The following is a 19,900-nucleotide window of genomic DNA, read 5'->3' as shown; positions in this document are numbered from 1 at the left end:
TCAGCCCCTGCTCAAGCTGCGGCCGCGGCCAATGCCGTAATAGGCCAGTCCCGCTTCCTCTACCGCTGCCGGGGTGTAGAGATTGCGTCCATCAAAGATGACCGGGGTGCCCAGCGCCGCCTTGATACGCTCGAAATCGGGACTGCGGAAGGCTTTCCACTCGGTGACGATCGCCAGCGCGTCGGCTCCCTCGAGCGCCTCGTATGGGTGCTCGCACAGCACCAGGTCGTCGCGATCGCCGTAAATGCGCCGGGTTTCGTCCGCCGCCTCCGGATCGAAGGCGCGCACCCGGGCGCCCGCGTCCCAGAGCATCTCCATGAGGCGCCGACTGGATGCCTCGCGCATGTCATCGGTATTCGGCTTGAACGCGAGACCCCACAGCGCCACGGTCTTGCCAGCCAACTGGCCATCGAAATGACGGTGGATCAGCTCGAACAGCTTTCCCTTCTGGGTTCGGTTGACCTGCTCCACCGCCCCCAGCAGCCGGGCCTCGTAGCCGTGGGCCCGGGCGGTGCGCTCCAGTGCCTGGACATCCTTGGGAAAACAGGAACCGCCGTAGCCTGCCCCCGGGTAGATGAAGTGATAGCCGATGCGCGGATCCGACCCGATACCCTGTCGCACCAACTCCACGTCCGCTCCCACCCGCTCGGCGATATTGGCGATCTCGTTCATGAAGCTGATCTTGGTCGCCAGCATGGCGTTGGCTGCGTACTTGGTCAGCTCGGCGGAGCGGACGTCCATCAGCACTGTGCGGTCGTGGTTGCGATTGAACGGCGCGTAGAGCTTGCGCATCACCGCGACCGCCTTTTCGCTGTCGCTGCCGAGCACGATGCGATCCGGCCGGAGGCAGTCCTCGACAGCGTCTCCCTCCTTGAGGAACTCGGGGTTGGAGACCACGTCGAACGGCACCTGCACGCCGCGCATGGCGAGCTCTTCGGCGACCGCGGCGCGCACGCGGTCTGCGGTCCCCACCGGCACGGTCGACTTGTTGACGATCACCGCATAGCGCTCGAGCTGACGGCCAATCGTGCGAGCCACTGCCAGCACGTACTGAAGGTCGGCACTGCCGTCTTCGTCGGGAGGCGTACCCACCGCGATGAAGATCACTTCGCCATGCCTGATCGCCGGCGCGGGATCCGTCGTGAAGTCGAGCTGACCTTCCTCATGATTGCGGAGCACCATCGGCTCCAGTCCGGGCTCGAAGATCGGAATTTCACCGTTCTTCAGGCGCGCCACCTTCGCTTCATCGACGTCCACGCACAGCACGTGGTTGCCCATTTCCGCGAGGCACGCGCCCGTGACCAGACCTACGTAACCCGTGCCGAAGATGGTGACTTTCATCGCCTCGTGCGTCCCTGAAGATAAATTCCAATTGTAGCAGCCGGCCAGCAGCCGCAGCCGCAAACGAGAGAGGGCGCGAATCGCTTCGCGCCCTCTTCCGGTTCAGCCCTGGAAAAAAACCTGGATCAGTTACCCGGGCCCTGGGCCTGACCTGCCGGGGTCGGACCGGTCTTCTCGAGCGTGACGTCGAAGATCAGCGTCTCGTTCGGCGGGAAGCCGTTACCCGGCTGCGCGCCGTAGGCCAGGCTCGACGGGATGAACAGCTTGTAGTGGGCGCCGGTCTGCATGAGCATCAGGCCTTCGCGGAACCCCGGGATCACGCCAGCCAGCGGAATCGGCACGGAGGTACCACCCTTCGGCTCCGGATGATCCGCCGAAGCATCGAACTTCTCGCCATTGATGAACGTGCCGGTGTAGGCGATCTGCACCGTGTCGTTCGGGCCGGGGCGCGGGCCGCTGCCGGCGGAAATCACCTCGTACTGCAGACCGGAGGCGGTGGTCTTGACGCCCGGCTTGGTCTTGTTCTTGGCCAGGAACGCCTTGCCCTCGGACTCGTTCTGCGCGGCCACCTTCTCGTATTCGGCCTTTGCCTTGGCCTGCAGGTTGGCGATGAACGCCTGCTTGACCTGCTTGTACTCCTCCTCGCTCATCGTCGGCTTCTGGCCGGACAGCGCGGACTGCACGGCGCGCGCCACCGTGGCCGGGTCGACTTCGTCACGCACCAGCGGCGGGAGCGAGCTGGCCAGGTCCCAACCCACCACGTAGCTGGCCTTGGTCTTGTCGACCTTGCCGGCCGCGGAGGACTTGGCTGCCTGCGCATGGGCGCCGGCGGTCATGCCCAGCGCCACGGCCAGAGCGGCCGCCGTGAGCGTGGGACGCAGAAAATGCTTCATTCGAGACTCCCTCATATGGAATATGCCGGCGGCGCCGGACAAACCTCCGACCCGGAGGCTGGCCGTTCATTGTGCGGCCGCCGCCAGCGCTTGGCAACGACACGGGGCCTGCGACCCTTACCCCCGGGAAAGGTTCCCTTTCGCCCTCCAGCGGATGGACGTGACCGGGGTCACGGCTTGGCGATCGTGTCCCGCAGAGCCGCCTGTAGCCTGGCATGCACCTTGACCAGCCCCCGCCACATCACCACCGCCAGAAGTACCCCCGCAGCCGCCAGGGACAGAGCGATACCGCGGGGCGGCAGGATGGTCGAGCCGAGCGCCCCCACCAGAACCGCCAGAGCGAACAATGTGGCCAGGGGAATCAGCCTGGCCAGCACGCTGCGGATGGCACGGGTGTAGGCACCCGCGTGACGCTCCCGGATCCCCAGCTCGGCAAGCAGCATGCCGAGCGCCTCGGCCTTGCGATAGACCGCGATCAACAGCGGCAGCGACAGGAACAGCGCAGTCGCCCAGATCACTGTGTGCCTGGCGTCACGCGAAAGACCCAGTTGCGAGAACCAGGCCCAGTTGTGGGCGTTGATGTAGGCACCCACCACGAACAGCGTCACCACCAGCATCACATTCACCGCGATGTGCACGAGCAGGCGTCGCAGCATCGCGGCCAACGCGGCGTTCTCATCGACCGGCCGCAGGTTTTCGAGCCAACCGCTGTAGCTGGTGGCCAGCAGGCTGAGGGACGATGGCGCGACGCGGCGCAGACCATCGACCAACCCATCGGCCGAGCGGACCAGGTACGGCGACAGCGCCATGCAGATCACCGAAACGGCCACCGCGACCGGGTAGATGAAGTCGCTGACCGCTCCCAGCGAAAGGCCCAGCGTCGCGATCACGAAGGAAAATTCGCCGATCTGGGCCATGCTGACCCCCGTGCGCACCGCGGTACGTGGGTCATGGCCAATCACGAACACGCCAAGGCTGCAGGCCACTGTCTTGCCCACCATCACCACGGCGGCGATCAGCAGGGCCGGCAGCGCATATTGCGCCAGCATGACCGGATCGATCTTCAGGCCGATCGCCACGAAGAACAGCGCTGCGAACATGTCGCGTAGCGGCTCGATCAGGTGCATCACCTGGCCCGCACTGCGCGCCTCGGCCACCACTGCGCCCATGAGGAATGCGCCGAGTGCCACCGAAAACCCCATCCAGGCAGCAAACAGGCTCGCCCCGAAGCACAAACCCAGGGTGCTGACCAGCAACACTTCGGACCGGCCGAAGCCAGCCACGTAATCGACCAGCCGCGGCACCAGCAACAGGCCGACGATCATCCCCGCCACGACGAAGAGTCCGAGATGGCCGATCAGCGTAAACGCCGTGGACGCCTCCACCGACCCGCCGATCGCCACGGCGGTGAGCATGGTCAGCAACACGATGGTCAGCATGTCCTCGGCGACCAGCAAACCGACGACCAGGCGTGCGAACGGGCGATCACCCAGCCCCACTTCTGAAAGGGTCCGCGTGGCCACCATCGTGGACGACAACGCCACGATGCCACCCAGGAACAAGGCATCGGTGCCACGCCAGCCAAATGCCTCGCCCAGGCCGTAGCCGATCCAGAGCATCACCCCGACCTCGGCGACCGCGACGAGCAGGATGCCAAGCCCCACCTCGCGCAACTTGCGGATGCTGAACTCAAGACCGAGGGTGAACATCAGCAGCACGACACCAAGATTGGAGATGTCGTCGATGGCGCGCGGATCAGCCACCAGTACACCCGGGGTGTGGGGACCGATGAGCACTCCGGCGAGGATGTATCCGAGCAGTACCGGCTGGCGCAGACGGTGAAACAGGATGGTCGTGGCACCAGCCACGATCATCACGATCGCCAAGTCGCGGATGAAGCCGATCTCGTGCATGCGCGGTCCCATGAGACGTGCAGCCAGCTTAGTCGCTGGAGCCGACAGGCGGGTGCAATGGATGTCGAAGCGCTCCGCACGGGTCGGGTGAAAATTTTTCAAAATTTCGCTTGACGGAATCGCGAACCCTGCCTATTCTTTCGGGCTTCCAGCGGCGGGGCCATAGCTCAGCTGGGAGAGCGCCTGCATGGCATGCAGGAGGTCGGCGGTTCGATCCCGCCTGGCTCCACCAACTTATTTGTCCCCATCGTCTAGAGGCCTAGGACACCACCCTTTCACGGTGGCGACCGGGGTTCGAATCCCCGTGGGGACGCCAAGTTGGAACCCGCCGATTCGCGAAAGCGATGGAAGTTTAGCTGTACCAAAACGTGGAGCGGTAGTTCAGTCGGTTAGAATGCTGGCCTGTCACGCCGGAGGTCGCGGGTTCGAGTCCCGTCCGCTCCGCCACTTACGAGAAGCCCGCCTTGTGCGGGTTTTTTGTTGCCCGCGATTCGCGCGGCGCGCCCTCGCTCACCCCACCGGGGCCGGCGGCTCCAGCTCGCGCTCGAGCGTGCCAAGCGAATGTCCCTGCTCGGCCAGGTATTCCAGCCAACGGGTCAGGAACCCATTCATCCGCAGCCGGTGCTGCAGCACCGTGCGTGCAGGCGGAAACGGACCGAGCACCTGCCACAGGTGTCGTCCGGGATGACAGTGCAGCGCCTCGGCCACGTGTGCATCCGTGTATACCCGCAGCTGCGCCGACGGTGTGCGCAGCCCAGTCTGCTCGTCGACCAGGTCGTAGGTCAGTTCCAGCTCGAGTGTGTACGGATGACGTTCCAGCACCTGCAGGTGCACGTCCAGCCCATCGTCGATGCTCGACACGTAGCGTCCGGGAGAGAGCTCCTGGGGAGCAAACAGCCGTGCAAGCCGATGATAATTCTCGGCGTACAGCCCCATGAGGAACTCGAAGCGCCCGGGAAGCAGCGCGGTACGTCGATCCAGGACAACGCTCATACAGCCGGAAAGCTCCTCTGGAAATTCAGAACATGGTGCGCTCGATGCCGAAGCGCTCGAAGATCTTGCTGGCGATTTCCTCGATCGAAACATGCGTGGTGTTGAGGCTGGGAATAGCCTCGCGACGCATCAGCTTCTCCGCCTGCGCCAACTCCCAGCGGCACTGCTCGATCGTGGCATAACGACTGTTGGCGCGGCGCTGCTCGCGAATCTGCGCCAGACGCTGGGGGTCGATGGTGAGGCCGAACAGGCGGTCCTTGTAGGGGCGCAAGCGGACCGGTAGCTCCAGCTTGTCCAGGTCGTCGTCCGTGAGCGGATAGTTGGCGGCACTCACTCCGTAATGCAAGGCCATGTAGAGACAGGTCGGCGTCTTGCCCGAGCGGGACACACCCACCAGGATCAGATCGGCCTGGGCATAGTCGACATCGATGCCGTCGTCGTGGGTGAGCGCATAGTTGGTCGCATTGATGCGCGCCTCGTACTTGTCGAAATCGACCAGGCCGTGCGAACGATTCACCGCCCCGGACCGCTTCGCCCCCAATTCCACCTCCAGCGGGCCAATGAAGGGCGCGAACACATCCAGCATCAACGCTCCGCTGGTCGCGACGATATCGCACAAGGTGCGGTCTGCCATGGTGTTGACCACGATCGGTCGCTGCCCCGTCTGCGCGTATCGGGTCTTGATGCGCAGCGCGGCCGCCTCGGCCTTTTTCGCGTCGTCCACGAACGGCAGGCGATGCTTGTCGAAGGCCGTACCCTCGAATTGCGCCAGGATGCTGTTGCCGATGGTCTCTGCAGTAATACCAGTTGAGTCGGAAATGAAGAAAACAGTCCGCTGCATGATTCGATCCAAAAGAGGCTGTGTAGGGCGGTGGCTCACGTTATCGCATGCGCAAGGCACCGTGTGTCTTGATCCTTGGCTGACTGGTATGCAGGTGGAGCGGCGACGGATTGCATTGGTCTTCTTGTGCCATGCACCATCCACAGCGGACAATACCAGTTCTTTGTGACCCGCTTTCGGCTGGTCGCACCGACCTACCCACTTGAGTTCCGAGGAGATCCACCTTGAACGACCTGGTGCTTTGGCTTGACCAGCTTCGCATGACCGACCTGGGCAAGGTTGGTGGCAAGAATGCCTCGCTGGGCGAGATGATCGGCAACCTCAGCAAACTGGGCGTGTCGGTGCCGGGTGGTTTCGCCACCACGGCGGACGCCTTCCAGCAATACCTGGACAAGAGCGGCGTCGCCTCGCGCATCCGCGCCCGCCTGGAAGGCCTGGATGTGGAAGACGTCGATGCGCTGACCCGTGCCGGCAAGGAGATCCGCGAGTGGGTCACCGAGACGCCGCTGCCGGCCGATCTCGACCAGGCCATCCGCGGCGCCTACGCCAAGCTGTGCAAGGATGCCGGCAGCGACGACATCGCCGTGGCCGTGCGCTCTTCGGCCACCGCCGAGGACCTGCCGGACGCCTCGTTCGCCGGCCAGCAGGAAACCTTCCTCAACGTCGTCGGCATCGAGGACGTGCTGCACAAGGTCAAGGAGGTGTTCGCCTCGCTCTACAACGACCGCGCCATCGCCTACCGCGTGCACCAGGGCTTCGCCCACGAGGACGTGTTCCTGTCTGCCGGTGTGCAGCTGATGGTGCGCTCGGACGTGGGCGCCTCCGGCGTACTGTTCACCCTGGACACCGAGTCGGGCTTCCGTGATGTTGTCTTCGTCACCGGCTCCTACGGCCTCGGCGAGATGGTCGTGCAGGGCGCGGTGAACCCGGACGAGTTCTACGTCTTCAAGCCCACGCTCAAGGCCGGCAAGCCCGCCCTGCTCCGCCGCAGCCTCGGCGCCAAGCAGCAGCGCATGGTGTATTCGGACCAGCCCGGCGAGCGCGTGCGGATCGAGGAAACCCCGGCCGAGCTGCGCCACCGCTTCTGCGTGACCGACGCCGACGTGCAGGAACTGGCCAAGCAGGCACTGGTGATCGAGCAGCACTACGGTCGCCCGATGGACATCGAGTGGGCGAAGGATGGCCACACCGGCAAGCTCTATATCGTGCAGGCACGCCCGGAAACGGTGAAGTCGCGCGCCCATGCGACCCAGCTCGAGCGCTTCCAGCTGCACGGCAAGGGCAAGGTGCTGGCCGAGGGGCGCGCGATCGGCCAGAAGATCGGCGCCGGCAAGGCACGCGTGGTGAAGTCGCTGGCGCAGATGAATGAATTCCAGCCGGGCGACGTGCTGGTGGCCGACATGACCGACCCTGACTGGGAGCCGATCATGAAGCGCGCTGCCGCCATCGTCACCAACCGCGGCGGACGCACCTGCCATGCGGCGATCATCGCCCGCGAGCTGGGCGTGCCGGCGGTGGTCGGCACCGGCAACGGCCTGCAGTCGATTCCTGACGGCGCCGAGGTCACGGTGTCCTGCGCCGAAGGCGACACCGGCATGATCTACGAAGGCAAGCTGCCGTTCGAGCGCATCACCGCCGACCTCGGCGCGATGCCCGAGGCGCCACTGAAGATCATGATGAACGTGGCCAACCCCGAGCGTGCGTTCGACTTCGGCATGCTGCCGAACGCCGGCATCGGCCTGGCGCGGCTCGAGATGATCATCGCCAGCCACATCGGCGTGCATCCGAAAGCCTTGCTGGAATACAGCAGGCAGGACGCCGACACCAAGGCCAAGATCGACGAACGGATGGCCGGCTACGCCGATCCGGTGTCGTTCTATGTCGACCGGCTGGGCGAAGGCATCGCCACCATCGCCGCCTCGGTCTACCCGAAGCCGGTGATCGTGCGGCTGTCCGACTTCAAGTCGAACGAGTACGCCGGCCTGATCGGCGGTTCACGCTACGAACCGCATGAAGAAAACCCGATGATCGGCTTCCGCGGCGCCAGCCGCTACGTCGATCCGAGCTTCGCCGAGTCCTTCGGGCTGGAGTGCAAGGCGGTCAAGCACGTGCGCGAGACGATGAGCCTGGACAACGTCTGGGTGATGATCCCGTTCGTACGCACCCTGGGCGAGGGCCGCAAGGTGATCGACGTGCTGGCTGCCAACGGCCTGAAGCAGGGCGAGCACGGGCTGAAGGTGATCATGATGTGCGAGGTGCCGTCCAATGCGTTGCTCGCGGACGAGTTCCTCGACATCTTCGACGGCTTCTCCATCGGCTCCAACGACCTGACCCAGCTCACCCTGGGCCTGGACCGCGATTCGTCGATCGTCGCCAGCCTGTTCGACGAACGCGACCCGGCGGTGAAGAAGCTGCTCGCCATGGCCATCCAGACGGCCCGCGCCAAGGGCAAGTACATCGGCATCTGCGGCCAGGGCCCGAGCGATCATCCGGACCTGGCCGAGTGGCTGATGGAACAGGGCATCGAGTCGGTGTCGCTCAATCCCGACACCGTGGTCGACACCTGGTTGCGGCTGGCCAAGAAGAAGCACGGCTGATCCGATCCAGGGGATTGGAAACAGGGCGGGGGCAACCCCGCCCTTTTCTTTTCCCGTGCCGGCCATGACCGCGACGTCGTGCAGTGCAGCTTGCAGCCTGTCAGGCTCGCCCACTAGCGTCATACGCGCGTTTGACGCACGAGCGTCGGGGCACGATCCATCTGGCCACAGGGGCTCAACATGCGCACTACCGGGGGAAACCAGGCGGCAGAGACCCGGCGGCGACTGCTGGACGCCGCCGAGCACCTCTTCATCGACCGGGGCTACGAAGGCCTCTCGATGAGGCAGATCACCGCGCACGCCGGCACCAATCTGGCGGCCGTGAACTACCACTTCGGCAACAAGGACACCATGCTGCGCGAGTTGCTCTCCCAGCGGCTCGACCGGCTCAATGAGGAGCGGCTGCGGCTGCTCGACGCCTGCGAGGCAGCCGGGCAGGTACCGGATTGCGAGACCATCCTCGGGGTCCTCTTCGTTCCGGCCATGCAACTGGGGCGGGACCCCGGTGCCGGCCCGGCTTTCCTGAGACTGCTCGGCAGGGTCTACAGCGACGCCTCGCCGTTCATCCGCGACCACCTTCAGCAGCACTACCGGCCGATCTTCGGACGCTTTTTCGATGCATTCGCGCGCGCCCTGCCCCACGTGCCCCGCAGCGAGCTGGGCCTGCGGTTGCATTTCGCGCTCAAGTCGCTCTCCGGAGTGCTGGCGACCGACGACATGGACGAGCTCGTCGCCGAGCTGAGCATGGGCCAGTCGATCCCCGACACCGAGCTGCTCGCCCGCCTGGTGGCCCTGGTGTCTCCGGCCCTCACCGCGCCACTGGGCACCCCGACGCAGGTGGGAAAGATCCACCGGCTGCAGCAGCTCAGCCAGGCTCGATCAATCGGGTGCGATCGCAAACACGCGCCTCCGGCTGCCCCTGCGGAGGCGTGACGCTTCGATTAAGCCCCAATGAAAAAGCCCCGCATCGCTGCGGGGCCTTTCAATTGGCGGAGAGGGTGGGATTCGAACCCACGGTACGCTTACACGTACGCCTGATTTCGAGTCAGGTACATTCGACCACTCTGCCACCTCTCCAAAGGGGGCACGCGGTGGTTCGCGTGAGCCGGTAATGATACGCAGGCATGAGCGCCGTGACAACTGGGGATGCATCCGGCATGCTGCGCCGGTCAGCCACCACCCGCCCCCATGATCGAATTCGGACACGGAACCCACGTCGGCCTGCGCCGCACGCGCAACGAGGACACCTACTATGCCGATCCCGACCTCGGGCTGTTCCTTGTTGCCGATGGGATGGGTGGGCACCAGCACGGCGAGGTCGCGGCCGCGCTCGCGCGCGATGCGGTGGTCGAGCAGATCCGCCTCGGACAGCCCCTGCACGACGCGGTCCGGCTTGCGGCGGAACAGCTGGAACAACACGCGTATCGACGTCGCGACACGCTACCGATGGGAACGACACTGGCCGCTCTCCACCTGCACGATGAGGCCTATGACGTGGCCTGGGTCGGCGACAGCCGCATCTACCAGTTGGCCGGGGAGTTCCACTTGATCAGTCACGACCACTCGCTGGTGCAGGAACTGGTCAACGCCGGCCGGCTCGATCCGGAGCTTGCAGCGCGACACCCGCAGCGCAACGTACTGACCCAGGCGCTGGGGATCACCGCCGCCGGACAGTTGCACATAGGCGTCGCCGGCGGTCAGCAGCGCCCGGGCCACGCCTTCCTGCTATGCACCGACGGCCTGACCGATGGCCTCGACACCGCATCCCTGGCCGGCCTGGTTCAACGGAGTGACCTGGCCGCGCAGGAGTGCGTGGATCATCTGCTGTTGGCCGGTCTCGATGCGGGTGGCAACGACAACCTCACCGCGATCCTGATCCGCTTGCGCTAACCAGGTCAGACAGGAGTCACGGCTTCGCGGCGCCAGAGGCTGGTTCCCCCGGCGCTCTTGTCCAGGGTATCCAGCCGCTTTTCGTGCGCTGCCAGCTCGTCGGCCCCGGCCCGCAGCACCCGCGGGCGGCGCGAAAGCACCACTGGCGCCACCACCGCCGTCTGCTGTTCCTCGGATGCCTTCTCGAAGCCGAGATCGAGCGCGACCTGGCCCGAGGTCATGGCGATATAGACGTCTGCCAGCAACTGGCAGTCGATCAGGCCGCCATGGAGCTCGCGGGCGGAATTGTCCACGCCGAGACGCTTGCACAAGGCATCCAGGCTGTTGCGCTGGCCGGGATAGCGCTCGCGCGCCATCGCCAGGGTGTCGAGCACGGAACATCGATCGCCGATCGTCCCCGGATCGCCGGGGAGTCGTGCCAGCTCGGCGTTCAGGAAGGCCAGGTCGAACGCGGCGTTATGGATGATCAGTTCGGCGCCTTCGATGAAGGCCAGGAACTCCCCCGCCACGTCGGCGAACCGCGGCTTGTCCAGCAGGAACTCGTCCTCGATGCCGGTGACCTGGCGCGCGCCCTCGTCTATCGCGCGATCCGGATTCAGATAGGTCTGGTAACGGCGCCCGGTCAGTCGACGCTCCACCATCTCCAGGCAGGCGATCTCGATCAGCCGGTGCCCCTGACGAACCTCGAGGCCGGTTGTCTCGGTATCCAGCACGACCTGCCTCATGCGCGCCTCCTGTGCTGCTCGGCCTGCTCCCGCGCTGCTTCGTCGACACGCTCGTTCTCCGCGTGCCCGTTGTGCCCACGCACCCAGTGCCAGCGAACCGTATGGCGGGCCGCGGCATCGGACAGACGCACCCAGAGATCCTGGTTCTTGACCGGCTTGCGGTCAGCGGTACGCCAACCATTGGCGCGCCACTTCGGCACCCACTGCTCGATGCCCTGCATGACGTAGCGCGAATCGGTGGTCAGGTCGACGATACAGGGCCGACGCAGAGCCTCCAGCGCGGCGATCGCGGCCATCAGCTCCATCCGGTTGTTGGTGGTGTCCGGCTCGCCGTCGGCAAGCATGCGCTCCTTGCCGTTGGCGCGCAGCAGCGCCGCCCAGCCGCCCGGCCCCGGGTTCCCGAGGCAGGCGCCATCGGTGAATGCTTCCACTTGCGTCAAAACGTTTCCTCTTGTTCTCGGGTTGCTCAGGCGATGTTCCGCCGGGCACCGGGGGCCAGCCGCCCATCGACCGGGGCGCGAATCGGCCGCGGCACCAGCCGCAATGGCGCGGCTGCCCGCCGGCGCTTGCGGGCCATCAGGACGTACCCTCCGCCCAAGGCATCGCCGAGTCCGGTCGCGACATCGGCCAGCGGCCACACAGGCCCCAGTCGCCGCACGCATTCCACCTGCATGTCACGTCGCCGCAGCCACTCACCCAACTGCAACGGCATATGGAGACGCAGGGCCTGCCGACGCGTCCGCCAAGCCAGCCAGGGCAGCCACAGGCTGAGGGGATGAAGTCCGCTGACGGCGATCATTCCCCCCGGTGCCAGGACACGCAGCGACTCGTCCAGCAGGGCCATCGGCGCCGTAGCTGCTTCCAGCGCATGCCTGAGGACAACCAGCTCGAACGCATCATCCAGAAAAGGCAACGATTCGTCGCTACGCCCGGCGATATCGCCGCTGTAGCGCGTTTCGGCCACGGCGAGCCGGGTCCAGCAGGACAGCATCGGCACAGCCGGCAGCTGATCCTGTTCGATGGCCGACACCAGCAGGCCGTGATCACCCCGACAACGCTGCAGGTCGGGAGTCAGCCCGCGCACCTCATCGTCCAGCAGGCGCCGCAAGGGCGCGCTGGCATAGATGTCGGGGAACGCAGCGGACATGCAATACACCTGTGGGCTGATCGGTGGCAGTGTAGCGGTTGACCGCCCTGACCGGCAGCTGCACGCGACGAGCGAGGGTTAACGCCCGACTAACGAGCGCCCCTCCGCTCCGAGGCTATAGTCGGCGACCCGGCCTTGCTGCCATCCGCTTCGGAGAGCACATACGCCCCGCCTGGAGACAGCTTTGCATCTGATGGCGCTACCGGCCCTGGCCGACAACTACATCTGGCTGATGCATGACGACCAGGGACGCGCAGCGGTGGTCGACCCCGGTGACGCCGACGTGGTGGAGAAGGCCCTGGCCGAGCATGGCCTCTCGCTGCGCGCCATCCTGCTGACCCACCACCACCAGGACCACATTGGCGGAGTCGCGCAGTTGCAGCAGTCCCATCCGGTGGAGATCCATGCGCCGAACGACCCACGAATCGATCATGTCAACCAGCGGGTCGCCGATGGTGACGTGGTGGAACTGCGCGGACCGGATGTTCGCCTGGAGGTACTCGCAGTTCCCGGGCACACCCTGAGCCACATCGCCTATGTCGGTGCGGGCTGGCTCTTCTGCGGCGACACGCTTTTCAGCCTCGGTTGTGGGCGGCTGTTCGAGGGCAGTCCCGAGCAGATGCTTGCTTCGCTCGAGCGCCTGTCTGCGCTGCCCGGAACCACCCAGGTCTGCTGTGCGCACGAATACACGGCATCGAATGGGCGCTTTGCCCTCGCAGTGGACCCGGAGAATCCCGATCTGGCCGAACGACTCGCCGAGGTAGCCAGGCTTCGCGGCCTGTCCCTGCCCACCCTGCCGGTGCCGCTGGCACGCGAGCTGGAGACCAACCCCTTCCTTCGAATCGATCGCCCGGCCCTGGTGCGCTGGGGCGAGCGGAACGGCGCGGAGGCGGGCGACCGCGTCGGGCGCTTTGCCGCCCTGCGCCAGGCCAAGGACCATTTCCGGGGATGAGGCCATCGGTGAAAAAACGCGCCAGCCGGCTCGTCCCGCTGGCAGCTACGCTGCTGGCTTCCTGTGCGGCCATCCCTCCCGCACCGCCACAACGTCCAGCCGCGCGGCCACCGGTCCCGAGCATTGATGCCACGCCGCCTTCTGCTGCACAGGCACCACGGAAAGACCAGCAGCAACCCGCCGACCTGTGGACTGCCCTCCGGGCCAGCTTCGCCATGGACGACTGCGATGGCGACCCGGCCATCGAACATTGGGCCAGACGTTTCACCGCGAACAGGGCAGGTTTCGAACATCACCTGCAGTCTTCCCTGCCGCGGCTGCGCTTCATTCAGTCCGTTGCCGCCAAGCACGATGTCGCTGGCGAGTTCGTGCTGTTGCCATGGGTGGAAAGCCGTTATCGCCCAGTGCACGGACACGGCGGACAGCCCGGTGGAATGTGGCAGATCGTACCGGCGACGGCGGGCACGCTCGGACTGAAGGTTGGCCGCCACTTCGACGGACGCATGGACGTCGAAGCATCCACCGAAGCCGTCATGACCATGCTGCACCGCTACTACCAACAGTTCGGCGACTGGCGCCTGGTTGATTATGCGTTCAACGCCGGTGAGTTCTCGGTGCGAAGGCTTGTGGCCGCCCACGGCATGCCAGCACCCAGCCCGGCAATCCCGCAGCTGCCGGTCAGGCGGGTCACCCGGGAGCACCTGATCAAACTGCTCGCCATCGCCTGCGTGATCCGGGAGCCTGCGCGCTTTGACGTCACGCTACCGACCCTTCCCAAGGACGAGCACCTGGTGGCAGTGCCCGTCGAACACCCGATGACGGTCAGCACAGCCGCCGCGCATGCCGGCATGTCGGTGGATGCATTGCGCCGTTACAACGCCGGATTCCTCGACAACCGCATCGATCCGGCACATGCCAGCTCGCTGATGCTGCCGGGCAATCGCGTCGACCAATTCGTCGATGCCATGCGCAAAGCCGGCGCCGCGGCAGACGCCCCTCCTCCGCTGCATCCGATGGAACACACCGTCCGCAGGGGAGAGAGCCTCTGGGCAATCGCACACCAGTACGGCCTGTCGGTGCGAGAGCTGGCGCGGTGGAATGCGCTGCACGGCAACCGGATCCATCCGGGACAGACGCTCCGCCTGGAGCCACCCGGCAACTAGCTTCGAAATCCATCGCCGGGAAAAAAGAAGCGGCCGAGAGGCCGCTTCTGCTTTTCCGGCTCAAACTCCCCCGCAGGGATCAGAGCCGGTCCTTGAAGATGGTGATTTCAGTTCGGGACCTGAGCTGACCGATGAACTCCTGAGTCGCCTCCGCGCCGTACGCCTTGACCATCTGGCCGCGCAGCATCTCGCGCTCCTCGGGACGGATCTTGCTCATGTCCGCCCCCTCCACCTTGTCCAGGGCGAGCAGCGCAAAACTGCCGTCATCCAGCTCGACTTCGGTGTACTCGGGCTTGCCCGACTGCGGATGCGGCATCAGGAATGCCTGCTTCTCGAGCGCCGGCAACAGGCTCGGCTGGGCCCGCATGACGCCGTCGACCTTCTGGACTTTCGCACCCACCGAGTCGGCCACCGTATCGAGCGCCTCGCCCTTCTCGAGACGTGCGAGCAGTGCATCCGCCTGCTTCTTCGCCGCCGCGGTCTCGCGCTGCGCGATCACCTTCTGACGAACGGCATCCTCGACTTCGGCCAGCGGCTTAGTGGATGCGGCCACGTGCTTGTCGACGCGAATCACCACGGCATGCCCGGTGCCGAGCTCGATCAGATTGGAGTTGTTGCCCTGGGCCAGGACGTCGTCGCTGAAAGCAGCCTTGAGTACCTTCGGATCGGCCGCGATACCCGCCCCCCCTGCCCGCGAGAACAGCGGGGTCGACTGGATCTTCAGGCCCAGCTCCTGCGCCGCCGGCTCCAGCGAGGACGGGTTCTGATAGGTCTTGTCGGTGAGCTTGCCAGCCAGGTCGTTGTAGACGCGATCCTTGGAGCCGGCCTCCGCCTCCTTGAGCAACTCGTCCCGCACTTGCTCGAATGGCTTGGCGACTCCGCTGCGCACATCGCGCAGCCAGATGATGTGATAGCCCTCGTCAGACAGCACCGGCTGCGAGATCTGGCCTTTCTGCATCTTGAACATGGCCTCGTCGAACGCGGGCGTGGTCACGCCTTTCTCCAGCCAACCGAGATCACCACCCTGGCGCTTCGAACCGAGGTCGTCCGAATCCTGCTGCGCAAGCTTGGCGAAATCGGCGGGCGTGGCCTCTGCAGCGATCTTCTTTGCCTTGGCCAGAGCCGCCTTCTGCTGATCCGGCGTGGCATTCTTCGGAACGTTGATCAGGATGTGCGAGACCAGCCGCTGCTCGGGCTGCACGAACTTCGCCTTCTCATCCTGGTAGCGCTTGCGCAGGTCTTCGTCCGAGGGCGGGGCCGCAGGCTTCAGATCCGCCTCGTTGACCTCGATGTACTGCAAGGAGACCTGCTCGGGGATGCCGAACTCGTCCTTGTGCTGGTCGTAGTACGCCTGCGCCTGGGAGCTGGTCACCGGCGCGTCGTCGATCTTCGGCTGGGGCAGCTGGGCATACCGGACATCGCGCCGCTGCAGGCGCAGATTGATGAAGCGATCCACGTCGGCCGCAGTGACGATCGCACCGGCCGTGATCGCGTCGGGAATCAATGACGGCTCCAGCGATGCCTGTACCTCGCTCTGGAACATCTCCGGGGTCTTGCCCTGCATCGACAGCACGGTGCGATAGGTGGTCGGGTCGAACTTGCCATCGAGCTGGAACGCCGGAATCGCCGAGATGAAATCACGCAGCGCCTGGCTGGGGACCACCATGCCGAGATTGCTGTTCGCCTGTTCCAGCAGCTTCTCGTCGATCAGCTGATTCAGGATCGCCAGCTTGGTTGCCGGCTGCTCGAAGATGCTGCCGTCGAAGTTGTCGCCCTGCTGCTGGCTGGCTGTCTGCCGGGCCTGGTTCAGGCGATTCTGGAACTGCTGCTGGCTGATTTCCTGCTTGCCCACCTTCGCGACAAACGTGTCGTTGCGCGACATGAAGTAGGACTCGATGCCGAAGAACGACATGGCAAAGACAGCGACACCCAGAATGACGATGGACGGCCATCCGTGCATCTTGTTACGCAGAGCCTGCAGCATGGAGATGTTCCCGAGGATCGTGTTCGGCGCGCGAGGCGCGGTGCTCAAATGACAAGGGCGCCACGCGGGCGCCCTTGCTAACTCTGGCGGAGCGGACGGGACTCGAACCCGCGACCTCCGGCGTGACAGGCCAGCATTCTAACCGACTGAACTACCGCTCCGCATGTTTTCTGGTGGGTGCTGTAGGGATCGAACCTACGACCCTCGCCTTGTAAGGGCGACGCTCTACCGCTGAGCTAAGCACCCGAAACCAAGCAGCTAGCCGCTTAGTTTAGGGCATCCTTCAGGGTCTTGCCAGCCTTGAACGCCGGGACCTTCGAAGCCTTGATCTTGATCGTCTCGTTGGTGCGCGGATTGCGACCGGTGCGAGCAGCGCGCTTGCGAACGGTGAAGGTACCGAAGCCAACGACGGAGACGTCGTCACCCTTCTTGAGGGCCTTCTGCACGGTTTCGAAGAAAGCTTCGAGAGCGCGGCCGGCGTCGGCCTTGGTCAGCTCGGCCTTGTCGGCAATCGCATTGATCAGATCGGTTTTGTTCATTGAGACACTCCCTTAAACGGTTTGCGGCCCGCGTGGTCAGTTGGGACTGAGACAACGCCGACGTGGATGGTTGGCTCCGCATTGGCGCCGTCCGCTACCCCGCATCACTGCGCGAAAAATGAAGGCGCGGGGATTGCGGTACGCCTTTATACCAGTGGCTCGCGCAACTCCGCAATACAAGTTGCAGCAAGGGTTCCGGGCGATCCGGGAGGTATTCGCCGAGAGACTTTGAATGCTTGACAGGAGACCGGAAACATAGCTCCGGAGGGCACCTTTCTTGCTTCGCAAAATAAAAAAGCGCCCGATCGAACCGGGCGCTTCCCTGATTGGAACGATGGCGAATTCAGTGCGTCCGCGAGGCGTTTGTCGCCGAGTCGTCGGCCTTCACCTCGACCTTGGCGATCTCGCCGCCGGCGGCAGTCGGCTGCAAGGGGCGCTCAAGCGCGATGTCCAGTACCTGGTCGATCCAACGCACCGGGTGGATCTCCAGCGAACGGGTGATGTTTGCCGGGATATCCGCCAGGTCCTTCTGGTTTTCCTCCGGGATGATCACCGTCGTGATGCCACCCCGATGGGCCGCCAGAAGCTTCTCCTTGAGACCGCCGATCGGTAGCACCCGCCCACGCAGGGTGATCTCACCCGTCATGGCCACTTCCGAGCGGACCGGCACCTTGGTCAGCGCGGATACCAGGGCAGTGCACATCGCGATACCCGCACTGGGGCCGTCCTTCGGCGTCGCCCCCTCAGGCACGTGGATATGCATATCGAGCTTCTGATGGAAATCAGGATCGATACCCAGCGTCTCGGCCCGGGCCCGCACTACTGACAGCGCGGCCTGGATCGATTCCTTCATCACGTCACCGAGCTGGCCGGTGTGCACCAGCTTGCCTTTGCCGGGGACAATCGATGCCTCGATGCTCAGCAGGTCACCACCCACCTGGGTCCAGGCCAGCCCGGTCACCAGACCAACCTCGTTCTGCTGCTCCTTGCGACCGAAATCGAACCGGCGCACGCCCAGATAGTGCTCGAGGTTTTCACTCGACACGACCACGCCAGCGGGCTTGCGCCTGGCCTTGACCTTGGCAGAAGAAGTCGCCTTAGCCTTCTTCGCCACCTTCACCTCGCCGAGCGTGAGCTCCTTCACCACCTTGCGGCAGATCTTGGACACCTCGCGTTCGAGATTGCGCACGCCGGACTCTCGTGTGTAGTAGCGGACAGCATCGCGAAGCGCATCTTCCTCGATGGTCAGCTCGCCCTCCTTGAGGCCGTTCGCCTTGAGCTGCTTGGGCAGGAGGTAACGCTGAGCGATTGCCAGCTTCTCATCCTCGGTGTAGCCCGGAATGCGGATAACCTCCATGCGGTCCAGCAGCGGACCGGGGATGTTCAGCGAGTTGGCGGTGGCAATCCACATGACCTCCGAGAGATCCAGATCGACCTCCAGGTAATGGTCATTGAAAGCGTTGTTCTGTTCCGGGTCCAGCACCTCCAGCAGCGCCGACGATGGGTCGCCACGGAAATCCATCGACATCTTGTCGATCTCGTCAAGCACGAACAGCGGATTCTTGCTGCCCACCTTGTTGAGGTTCTGCACGATGCGTCCCGGCATCGAACCGATGTAGGTCCGGCGATGGCCGCGAATCTCGGCCTCATCGCGCACGCCGCCGAGACTCATGCGGACGAACTTGCGGTTGGTCGCCTTGGCGATCGACTGCCCGAGCGAGGTCTTGCCCACGCCGGGCGGGCCGACCAGGCAGAGGATCGGGCCCTTCATGGTGTTGACGCGCTGCTGCACGGCCAGATACTCGAGGATGCGCTCCTTGACCTTTTCCAGGCCGAAGTGGTCCGCATCGAGCACTTCCTGCGCAAGCTGCAGATCCTTGCGCACCTTGGACCGCTTCTTCCAGGGCACGCCCAGCAGCCAGTCGAGATAATTGCGCACCACGGTGGCTTCGGCGGACATCGGCGACATCTGCCTGAGCTTGGAGAACTCCTGTCTGGCCTTGGCAAGCACGGCCTTGGGCATACCCGCCGAGTCGATCCTGCGCTGCAGTTCCTCGACCTCGTTCGGCCCCTCCTCGCCCTCGCCCAACTCCTTCTGGATGGCCTTCATCTGCTCGTTGAGGTAGTACTCGCGCTGGCTCTTCTCCATCTGCGACTTGACGCGCCCACGGATGCGCTTTTCGACCTGCTGCAGGTCCATCTCGCCATCGACCAGGCCGATCAGCAATTCGAGGCGCTGGCCGACGTCTGCCGTCTCGAGCACCTTCTGCTTGTCCGCCATGCGAACGGTGAGATGGGCTGCGATGGAGTCCGCCAAGCGTGACGGATCCTCAATGCCCGACAAGGTCGCCAGCACCTCAGGTGGCAACTTGCGGCTCTGCTTGACCAGCTGTTCGAACAGCGAAACCAGCGTTCGGGACACCACGTCCAGCTCGCGCTCCTTCGAACTGTAGATAGGCTCGATCACGTGTGAACGGGCCATCAGCATGCCGGCCTCGTCGGTGTATTGCTCGATCGCTACGCGCGCCTGCCCCTCGACCAGCACCTTGACCGTGCCGTCGGGGAGCTTGAGCAACTGCAGTACGCCCGCGAGCGTTCCGACCTCGTGCAGATCGGCGATTTCCGGATCATCGATATCGGGGCTCTTCTGCGCGACCAGCAGAATCTGGCGCTCGCCCTCCATTGCACGCTCGAGAGCTCGCATCGACTTGTCGCGACCGACAAACAGCGGAATCACCATGTGTGGATAGACCACCACATCACGGAGCGGCAACACCGGCAGCGCATCGAGCGAAGCCGGGGTACCCGTGGTGACCGGGGCGGTAGAGGCGTTCTTTGCCATGGAGCAGTCTCGATTAAGGCTCGCCCCGACACTGCGCCGGGGACTCTGAGTCGTCAAGTGGAGGCGGGACTCCTCGGGCA

Annotated in this window: 16 protein-coding genes and 6 tRNA genes; 8 read left to right on the top strand and 14 right to left on the bottom strand. The window is 64.8% G+C overall.

The genetic code is table 11. The features are described 5' to 3' along the window. From ATSB10_RS04065 to ATSB10_RS04055, 3 genes are all read right to left on the bottom strand, one after another. Complete coding sequence (locus ATSB10_RS04065) at positions 1-1,341, bottom strand: UDP-glucose dehydrogenase family protein (RefSeq protein WP_063670684.1); 1,341 nt, start codon at positions 1,339-1,341, stop codon at positions 1-3. 125 nt (positions 1,342-1,466) lie between these two features. After that, on the bottom strand, positions 1,467-2,234 hold the full coding sequence (locus ATSB10_RS04060; RefSeq protein WP_063670682.1) for an FKBP-type peptidyl-prolyl cis-trans isomerase: 768 nt from the start codon (positions 2,232-2,234) through the stop codon (positions 1,467-1,469). Positions 2,235-2,404: 170 nt separating this feature from the next. Further along, positions 2,405-4,147, bottom strand: a complete 1,743-nt coding sequence (locus ATSB10_RS04055) for a cation:proton antiporter (RefSeq protein WP_063674325.1) — start codon at positions 4,145-4,147, stop codon at positions 2,405-2,407. A 156-nt stretch (positions 4,148-4,303) separates the two neighbouring features. On the opposite strand from ATSB10_RS04055, the gene ATSB10_RS04050 reads away from it, so the two are divergent. The 3 genes from ATSB10_RS04050 to ATSB10_RS04040 all read left to right on the top strand — a co-directional run bounded on the left by ATSB10_RS04050 (position 4,304) and on the right by ATSB10_RS04040 (position 4,594). After that, positions 4,304-4,379: transfer RNA gene (locus ATSB10_RS04050), tRNA-Ala, on the top strand. A gap of 8 nt (positions 4,380-4,387) precedes the next feature. Beyond that, positions 4,388-4,463: transfer RNA gene (locus ATSB10_RS04045), tRNA-Glu, on the top strand. A gap of 54 nt (positions 4,464-4,517) precedes the next feature. Further along, positions 4,518-4,594 (top strand) — tRNA-Asp (locus ATSB10_RS04040). 63 nt (positions 4,595-4,657) lie between these two features. On the opposite strand, the gene ATSB10_RS04035 is transcribed toward ATSB10_RS04040, so the two are convergent. Both ATSB10_RS04035 and ppsR read right to left on the bottom strand, forming a co-directional pair. Then, positions 4,658-5,140, bottom strand: coding sequence for a DUF1249 domain-containing protein (locus ATSB10_RS04035; protein WP_063670680.1), 483 nt, complete (start codon positions 5,138-5,140; stop codon positions 4,658-4,660). 25 nt (positions 5,141-5,165) lie between these two features. Next, positions 5,166-5,981, bottom strand: coding sequence for a posphoenolpyruvate synthetase regulatory kinase/phosphorylase PpsR (gene ppsR, locus ATSB10_RS04030; RefSeq protein ID WP_063670678.1), 816 nt, complete (start codon positions 5,979-5,981; stop codon positions 5,166-5,168). Positions 5,982-6,205: 224 nt separating this feature from the next. On the opposite strand from ppsR, the gene ppsA reads away from it, so the two are divergent. Beyond that, positions 6,206-8,578, top strand: a complete 2,373-nt coding sequence (ppsA, locus tag ATSB10_RS04025) for a phosphoenolpyruvate synthase (RefSeq protein WP_063670676.1) — start codon at positions 6,206-6,208, stop codon at positions 8,576-8,578. A 180-nt stretch (positions 8,579-8,758) separates the two neighbouring features. Continuing rightward, a complete protein-coding gene (locus tag ATSB10_RS04020; RefSeq protein ID WP_063670674.1) occupies positions 8,759-9,511 on the top strand; it encodes a TetR/AcrR family transcriptional regulator in 753 nt (250 codons plus the stop codon). A gap of 54 nt (positions 9,512-9,565) precedes the next feature. On the opposite strand, the gene ATSB10_RS04015 is transcribed toward ATSB10_RS04020, so the two are convergent. After that, positions 9,566-9,655, bottom strand: a tRNA-Ser gene (locus ATSB10_RS04015). A 111-nt stretch (positions 9,656-9,766) separates the two neighbouring features. Between ATSB10_RS04015 and ATSB10_RS04010 the strand changes: the two genes are divergently transcribed. Next, the gene (locus tag ATSB10_RS04010; protein ID WP_063670672.1) at positions 9,767-10,468 is read left to right on the top strand and encodes a PP2C family protein-serine/threonine phosphatase; all 702 of its coding nucleotides are present in this window, start codon (positions 9,767-9,769) and stop codon (positions 10,466-10,468) included. A 5-nt stretch (positions 10,469-10,473) separates the two neighbouring features. On the opposite strand, the gene dnaQ is transcribed toward ATSB10_RS04010, so the two are convergent. From dnaQ to ATSB10_RS03995, 3 genes are read right to left on the bottom strand one after another with little or no spacing between them, the layout of a single operon-like run. Next, complete coding sequence (dnaQ, locus tag ATSB10_RS04005; protein WP_063670670.1) at positions 10,474-11,193, bottom strand: DNA polymerase III subunit epsilon; 720 nt, start codon at positions 11,191-11,193, stop codon at positions 10,474-10,476. After that, positions 11,190-11,633: a ribonuclease HI gene (gene rnhA, locus ATSB10_RS04000; protein WP_063670668.1), complete on the bottom strand. Its 444-nt coding sequence runs from the start codon at positions 11,631-11,633 to the stop codon at positions 11,190-11,192. Before rnhA ends, dnaQ begins: the two co-directional genes overlap by 4 nt. A gap of 26 nt (positions 11,634-11,659) precedes the next feature. Then, on the bottom strand, positions 11,660-12,340 hold the full coding sequence (locus ATSB10_RS03995) for a methyltransferase domain-containing protein (protein ID WP_063670666.1): 681 nt from the start codon (positions 12,338-12,340) through the stop codon (positions 11,660-11,662). A 184-nt stretch (positions 12,341-12,524) separates the two neighbouring features. Between ATSB10_RS03995 and gloB the strand changes: the two genes are divergently transcribed. Then, positions 12,525-13,292, top strand: a complete 768-nt coding sequence (gloB, locus tag ATSB10_RS03990; protein WP_063670664.1) for a hydroxyacylglutathione hydrolase — start codon at positions 12,525-12,527, stop codon at positions 13,290-13,292. Between the two features lie 8 nt (positions 13,293-13,300). Beyond that, positions 13,301-14,455 (top strand): LysM peptidoglycan-binding domain-containing protein, encoded by a 1,155-nt coding sequence (locus ATSB10_RS03985; RefSeq protein WP_335645879.1) that lies wholly within the window; start codon positions 13,301-13,303, stop codon positions 14,453-14,455. A 79-nt stretch (positions 14,456-14,534) separates the two neighbouring features. Here ATSB10_RS03985 and ATSB10_RS03980 read toward each other — a convergent pair whose 3' ends face one another. The 5 genes from ATSB10_RS03980 to lon all read right to left on the bottom strand — a co-directional run bounded on the left by ATSB10_RS03980 (position 14,535) and on the right by lon (position 19,820). Continuing rightward, positions 14,535-16,439 (bottom strand): SurA N-terminal domain-containing protein, encoded by a 1,905-nt coding sequence (locus ATSB10_RS03980; protein WP_063670660.1) that lies wholly within the window; start codon positions 16,437-16,439, stop codon positions 14,535-14,537. Positions 16,440-16,523: 84 nt separating this feature from the next. Beyond that, positions 16,524-16,600, bottom strand: a tRNA-Asp gene (locus ATSB10_RS03975). A 10-nt stretch (positions 16,601-16,610) separates the two neighbouring features. Continuing rightward, a tRNA-Val gene (locus ATSB10_RS03970) sits at positions 16,611-16,685 on the bottom strand. Positions 16,686-16,705: 20 nt separating this feature from the next. Next, complete coding sequence (locus ATSB10_RS03965) at positions 16,706-16,978, bottom strand: HU family DNA-binding protein (protein WP_017461157.1); 273 nt, start codon at positions 16,976-16,978, stop codon at positions 16,706-16,708. A 343-nt stretch (positions 16,979-17,321) separates the two neighbouring features. Continuing rightward, a complete protein-coding gene (gene lon / locus ATSB10_RS03960) occupies positions 17,322-19,820 on the bottom strand; it encodes an endopeptidase La (protein ID WP_063670658.1) in 2,499 nt (832 codons plus the stop codon). Between the last annotated feature and the right edge of the window lie 80 nt (positions 19,821-19,900).

The organism is Dyella thiooxydans (assembly GCF_001641285.1).
In the GTDB taxonomy this organism is placed as follows: Bacteria; Pseudomonadota; Gammaproteobacteria; order Xanthomonadales; family Rhodanobacteraceae; genus Dyella_A; species Dyella_A thiooxydans.
The sequence above is the reverse complement of the archived record's forward strand: the minus strand, read 5'-3'. Positions and strand labels throughout refer to the sequence as shown.